This window comes from Kitasatospora sp. NPDC002965, assembly GCF_040611255.1.
Lineage (GTDB): Bacteria > Actinomycetota > Actinomycetes > Streptomycetales > Streptomycetaceae > Kitasatospora.
The window spans coordinates 1-6,182 of record NZ_JBEXNT010000129.1 but is presented as its reverse complement, the minus strand read 5'-3'; the positions used below and the strand labels follow the sequence as shown (position 1 = coordinate 6,182).

The following is a 6,182-nucleotide window of genomic DNA, read 5'->3' as shown; positions in this document are numbered from 1 at the left end:
CCGGGGGGGCGCCCTCTTCTCTCTTTCACTCCTGGGTGGTGGGGTCGGGGGGCCCCCCGCGCCCCCAGCCCCCCCCCCCCCCCCCCAACAACTCCGCTCCCGGGTCAGCAAGATGTGACGCCGTACCGTCCGCCGCATCCGCCCCGGGAGAACCACCATGGGCCGCCCCCTGCCCCACCGCACGGCCCTGCTCGCCGGCCTCGCCGCCGTCTCGCTCTCGCTGACGCTCTGTTCGTGCAGCTCCGGCTCCGGCGGCGCCCTGGCCGTACCGAGCTCGGTCGAGACCCCCAAGCTCACCGCCGTCGACATCAACCCGCACGAACGCGCCGAGCTCCGCCAGGGCGGCACCCTGCACGTCGCGGTGGCCCAGTACTCCACCCAGTGGTCGCCGATCCAGACCGACGGCAGCGAGTCCTCCACCATCACGGTCACCAAGCCCCTGCTGCCGACCTTCTTCCGCTCCGACGCGGCCGGCACCCAGACCCCCAACCCGGCCTACCTCCAGGACGCGCACGCCGAGCAGCGGGACGGCCGCCAGGTCGTCGTCTGGACGCTCAACCCCAAGGCCCGCTGGTCCGACGGCACGCCGATCACCTGGCGCGACATCGAGGCCAACTGGCGGGCGCTGAACGGCCGGGACCAGGCCTACAAGTCCGCCAGCAGCACCGGATTCGAGCTGGTCTCCGCCGTCGAGCGGGGCAAGGACGAGTACCAGGCCGTGATGACCTTCGAGCGGCCGTTCTCCGAGTGGCAGTCGATGTTCAACGGCGCCGCCAACGCACCGCTCCTCCCGGCCAGCCGGACCGGCACGCCCGACCTGTTCAACACCGCCTACCTGGACGCGATCCCGGTCACCGCGGGCCCGTTCAAGGTGGAGAAGCTGGACCGGGCGGCCCAGACCGTCACCGTGGTCGCCGACCCCGCCTGGTGGGGCGAGAAGCCGCTGCTGGACCGGATCGTCTTCCACGCCATGCTCCCCAACACCATGGCCGCCGCCTTCGCCAAGGGCGAGATCGACTTCTTCAGCAACGGCCCGGACGTGGCCGGCTACCAGCTGATCCGGGGCATCCGGGGCGCCGCCGTCCGGCGCGCCGGCGGGCCCGACTTCCGCCAGTTCACGCTGAACAGCAGGAGTCCCGCCCTCGCCGACCCGTCGGTCCGCCAGGCCCTGTTCCAGGCGATCAACCGGGACACCATCGCCCGGACCGACCTCGCCGGCCTCGACTGGCCCACCGTCGTCCTCAACAACCACCTGCTGGTGGCCAACCAGAACGCCTACCGGGACAACTCGCTCGGCCTCAGCCGGTACGACCCGGCCGAGGCGGTCCGCAAGCTCGACGCCGCCGGGTGGAAGCTGGACGGCGACGTCCGCAGGAAGGACGGCAAGGAGCTCAACCTGCGGATGGTCATCCCGGCCGGCGTCACCCAGGCCCAGAACGAGGCCGCGGTCGCCACCCGGATGCTCAAGGACGTCGGGGTCAAGGTCACCACCGTCACCGCCAACGCCAACGAGTTCTTCGACAAGTACGTCAACCGGCGGGACTTCGACATCGCCGCCTACTCGCTGCTCGGCACGCCGTTCCCGGCCAGCGGCAACCGGGCCAACTTCGTCCAGAACGGCGGCACCAACCACTCCCAGGCCGGCAGCCAGGCGGTCGACGGCGCGCTCGACCGGGCCGCCGCCGCGGGCGACGCGGCCGTCGCCTTCGAGGCGATCAACCAGGCCGACGCGGAGCTGTGGAAGGTGGCCGGCGTGCTGCCCCTCTACCAGCGCCCGCAGCTGTACGGCGCCCGCGTCGACCTGGCCAACATCGGCGCCCAAGGCCTCTCGGACATCGTCTGGGAGAACGTCGGCTTCCAGAAGTGACGCCCGGGCGCGCCCTCCGGTGGCGCGTCCCGCACGCACGGGGCCCCGGAGTCCGCGCGACTCCGGGGCCCTTCGGCGGCCGTGCTCAGCCCGCGCCGATCACGTCCCGCACCTCCGCGAAGTGGCAGGCCGACTCGTGCGCGGCCGGCCCCTCCAGGGTCGACGGCACCGCCAGCAGCGGGATCTCGGTGGAGCAGCGCTCCTCCGCCTTCCAGCAGCGGGTGCGGAACCGGCAGCCGGACGGCGGGTTGGCCGGTGAGGGGATGTCCCCGCTGAGCAGGATCCGCTCGCGGGACTCGCGCCCGGTCGGATCGGGCACCGGGACGGCGGAGAGCAGCGCCTGGGTGTACGGGTGCGTCGGGTGGGAATAGATCTGCTCCTCCGTCCCGATCTCGACCATCTTGCCGAGGTACATCACGCCGACGCGGTCGGAGATGTGCCGGACGATCGAGAGGTCGTGCGCGATGAACATGTACGAGAGGTTGAACTCGCTCTGGAGCTGCTCCAGCAGGTTGATCACCTGCGCCTGTACCGAGACGTCCAGCGCGGAGACCGGCTCGTCGCAGATGATGAGCTCCGGCTTGAGCGCCAGCCCCCGCGCGATGCCGATGCGCTGGCGCTGGCCGCCGGAGAACTGGTGCGGGTACCGGTTGATGTACTCCGGGTTCAGGCCCACCACGTCCAGCAGGTCCTGGACGGCCTTGCGGCGGTCGCCCTTCGGGGCCACCTCGGGGTGGATCTCGTAGGGCTCACCGATGATGTCGCCGACCGTCATGCGCGGGTTCAGCGAGGTGTACGGGTCCTGGAACACCATCTGGATGTTCCGCCGCACCGCCTTCAGCGCGGATCCGGAGAGCCGGGTGATGTCCTCGCCCTTGAACAGCACCTGGCCGGAGGTGGCCCGCTCCAGGTTCATCAGCACCTTGGCCAGCGTGGACTTCCCGCAGCCGGACTCGCCGACGATGCCGAGGGTCTCGCCCCTGAGCAGCTGGAAGGAGATGCCGTCCACGGCCCGGACGGCGCCGACCTGCTTCTTGAGGACGATGCCCTGGGTCAGCGGGTAGTGCTTGACCAGGTCCTTGACCTCCAGGATGGGCTCAGCCACGGAGGGTCTCCTTCCAGAAGTGGCAGGCGCTCCGGCGGCCCGGCAGGTCGGCCCCCTCGGCGTCCAGCACCGGGACCAGCCGCGGGGTTTCGGTGCGGCAGACGTCCTGCGCCCGGTCGCAACGCGGGTTGAAGGCGCAGCCGTCCGGGATCCGCAGCAGGCTGGGCGGCAGGCCCTGGATGGCGTAGAGGTTCTGGCCCTTCTGGTCCAGGCGCGGGATCGAGTTGAGGAGGCCCCTGGTGTACGGGTGGGCCGGGCGCGCGTACAGCTCGTGCACCGGCGCCGTCTCGACGATCCGGCCCGCGTACATCACGGCGATCTTGTCCGCGACGTCGGCGACCACGCCGAGGTCGTGGGTGATCAGGATCAGGCCCATGTTGAACTCGGCCTGGAGCTCCGCGAGCAGGTCCATCACCTGCGCCTGGACGGTGACGTCCAGCGCCGTGGTGGGCTCGTCCGCGATGATCAGGTCCGGCTCCAGCGCCATGGCCATGGCGATCATGATGCGCTGGCGCATACCGCCCGAGAACTGGTGCGGGTAGTCGCCGACCCGTTCCCTGGCGGCGGGGATGCGCACCCGCTCCATCAGCTCGATCGCCCGCTCCTTGGCCTCCTTGCGCGAGGCCCCCTGGTGCACCCGGAACATCTCGCCGAGCTGGTAGCCGACGCTCAGGACCGGGTTGAGCGAGGAGAGCGCGTCCTGGAAGATCATCGCGATCTTCCGGCCGCGCACCGCCCGGCGGGCCCTGGGGCTCATGGTGAGCAGGTCCTCACCGCGGAACCGGATCGAGCCGGAGGTGATCTTCCCCGGTGGCATGTCGAGGATGCCCATGATCGCCTGGGCGGTCACCGACTTGCCCGAACCGGACTCGCCGAGCACCGCCAGGGTCTCCCCCGCCGACACCGAGTAGCTCACGCCGTTGACGGCCTTGGCGACGCCGTCCCGGGTGTGGAACTCGATGTGCAGGTCGTCGACCTCCAGCAGCGGGGTGCCGGGCACCAGGTTCTCCCGGCCGCCGCCGAGCACCTCCACCGCGTCCCGGCGCGCCGCGCCGTCCTTCGTCGTCGGCTTGGTCAGATCAGTCATGGTCCGCGGCCCTCCTCAGCGCAGCTTCGGGTCGAGGGCGTCGCGCACCGCGTCGCCGAGCATGATGAACGCGAGCACCGTGATGCTCAGCACGGCGGCCGGGAAGAGCAGCACGTGCGGGGCGTTCAGGAAGCGGGCCTGGGCGTCGCTGATCATCAGGCCCCAGGAGATCGCCGGGGACTGGATGCCGATGCCGAGGTAGGAGAGCGCGGCCTCGGCCCCGATGTAGACGCCCAGGTTGATGGTCGAGACCACGATCACCGGCGCGACGGCGTTCGGCAGGATGTGCCGGCTGACGATCCGCCCGGTGCCGGCACCGAGGGCCCGGGCCGCCACCACGTAGTCGTTGTGCTTGTTGGCGAGGACCGCCGAGCGCATCAGCCGGTAGATCTGCGGCCAGCCGAGGACGGCCATCACCGCGGAGACCGTCCAGGCGTTGCCCTCGCCCCAGGTCGACATGATCAGCATCCCGCCGAGCAGCAGCGGGATGGCGAAGAAGATCTCGGTGACCCGGGAGAGCACGCTGTCCGCGAAGCCGCCGATCCAGCCGGCCCAGAGGCCCAGCGTGCCGCCGACGGCGACCACCAGCGTGGTGGTCACCAGCCCGACGATGATCGAGTTGCGGGCGCCCCAGACCGTCCGGGTGTAGATGTCGCAGCCCTGGACGTCGAAGCCGAACCAGTGGTCGGCGCTGGGCCGCTGCAGCGAGTCGGCCAGGTTGCAGAAGCCGCCCGCGCGCGGATCACCGTCGGTGAACAGCCCGGGGACGATCGCCAGCACCACCATGAACAGCACCAGGAACCCGCCGATCAGGAACAGCGGGTTGCGGCGCAGGTCGTACCAGGCGTCGGTCCAGAGGCTGGCGACGCGCTCCGTGCCGTCCTTGCCCTTCCCGGCGGGGCCCTTGCCGGCCGGGTCCTTCTTGTCGAGCGACGCCCCGGCGAGCGGAGCGGCCTCGGCCGCCGGCCCGCTCGCGGCGGTCCCGGCAGCGGGCTGCCCGGGAATCGCCACCGTCGCGTCCTCGCGCTTCGTCGGCTCACTCATAGCGGATCCTCGGGTCCAGGACGGCGTACAGCAGGTCGACCACCAGGTTGGCGAACAGGTAGACCATCACCAGGGCGCTCACGATGCCCACGACGATGGTCCGTTCCCGCAGGTAGACGGACTGGAAGAGCTGGTGTCCGACGCCGGGGATGTTGAAGATGCCCTCGGTGATCACCGCGCCGCCCATCAGCCCGCCGAGGTCCATGCCGAGGAAGGTGACGATCGGGATCAGCGCGTTGCGCAGTCCGTGCCGGATCACCACCCGCAGCGGGCTGAGGCCCTTGGCCACCGCCGTGCGGACGTAGTCGGCCCGCATGACCTCGATCAGGCTGGTGCGGGTGAGCCGGGCGACGTACGCCAGCGAGGTCGAGGCGAGCACGTAGGCGGGCAGCAGGTAGGACCGGAAGCCCGCCTCCTCGTTGAAGGAGACCGGGAAGAAGTCGATGCCCAGATCGGTGTTGAGCTTCACCCCGAGGAGCAGCTGGAGCACGAAGCCGATCACGAAGACCGGGATCGAGATGACCATCAGGGTGGAGATCAGCACCACGTTGTCGATGAACCGGCCGCGCCGGAGGGCCGCGACCACACCGGCGGTGATGCCCACGACCATCTCGATCACGATCGCGGTGAGCGCCAGGTTGATGGTGTAGGGAAAGGCCGTCTTCATCACGTCCACGACCTGGTTGCCGCGGTAGTCCTCACCGAAGTCGCCCTGGAAGAGGCCGACCAGGTAGTTCCAGTACTGGATGAAGAACGGGTCGTCGAGGTTGTACCGGTCCCGCAGGACCGCCACGACGGCGGGGTCCTGTCGCTTCTCACCGGCCAGTGCCGTGATGGGATCCCCAGGCAGCAGGAAGACCAGTGCGTAGATAAGGAACGTCGCGCCGAGGATCACAGGTATGGCCTGGATGATCCGGCGGACCACATAGCGGCCCATGCGGTCTCCTCATGGTCGGGGGCACGCCTGAGCCGGGCGGCGCGGGGGTTTCCCGCCCCCCCCCCCCGGGCGGTCCCGGCCCGGGGGGGGCAAGAGGCCCAATAAGACGTTTGCCGGTGCAAAATACCCAGGGGGGTGAAGT

5 protein-coding genes are annotated in these 6,182 nt (G+C 70.3%); 1 reads left to right on the top strand and 4 read right to left on the bottom strand.

All coding sequences use genetic code 11. The features are described from left to right. Positions 1–157 precede the first annotated feature (157 nt). Positions 158–1,867, top strand: a complete 1,710-nt coding sequence (locus tag ABZY91_RS33860; protein WP_355407020.1) for an ABC transporter family substrate-binding protein — start codon at positions 158–160, stop codon at positions 1,865–1,867. A gap of 85 nt (positions 1,868–1,952) precedes the next feature. Here the strand turns inward: ABZY91_RS33860 and ABZY91_RS33855 are convergent, their stop codons facing one another. The 4 genes from ABZY91_RS33855 to ABZY91_RS33840 are packed head-to-tail and all read right to left on the bottom strand — an operon-like array spanning position 1,953 to position 6,040. Next, complete coding sequence (locus tag ABZY91_RS33855) at positions 1,953–2,972, bottom strand: dipeptide ABC transporter ATP-binding protein (protein ID WP_355407018.1); 1,020 nt, start codon at positions 2,970–2,972, stop codon at positions 1,953–1,955. After that, the gene (locus tag ABZY91_RS33850; RefSeq protein ID WP_329874621.1) at positions 2,965–4,059 is read right to left on the bottom strand and encodes an ABC transporter ATP-binding protein; all 1,095 of its coding nucleotides are present in this window, start codon (positions 4,057–4,059) and stop codon (positions 2,965–2,967) included. Before ABZY91_RS33850 ends, ABZY91_RS33855 begins: the two co-directional genes overlap by 8 nt. Positions 4,060–4,074: 15 nt before the next feature. Further along, the gene (locus ABZY91_RS33845) at positions 4,075–5,103 is read right to left on the bottom strand and encodes an ABC transporter permease (protein WP_329874623.1); all 1,029 of its coding nucleotides are present in this window, start codon (positions 5,101–5,103) and stop codon (positions 4,075–4,077) included. Further along, on the bottom strand, positions 5,096–6,040 hold the full coding sequence (locus tag ABZY91_RS33840; RefSeq protein ID WP_329874625.1) for an ABC transporter permease: 945 nt from the start codon (positions 6,038–6,040) through the stop codon (positions 5,096–5,098). Before ABZY91_RS33840 ends, ABZY91_RS33845 begins: the two co-directional genes overlap by 8 nt. Between the last annotated feature and the right edge of the window lie 142 nt (positions 6,041–6,182).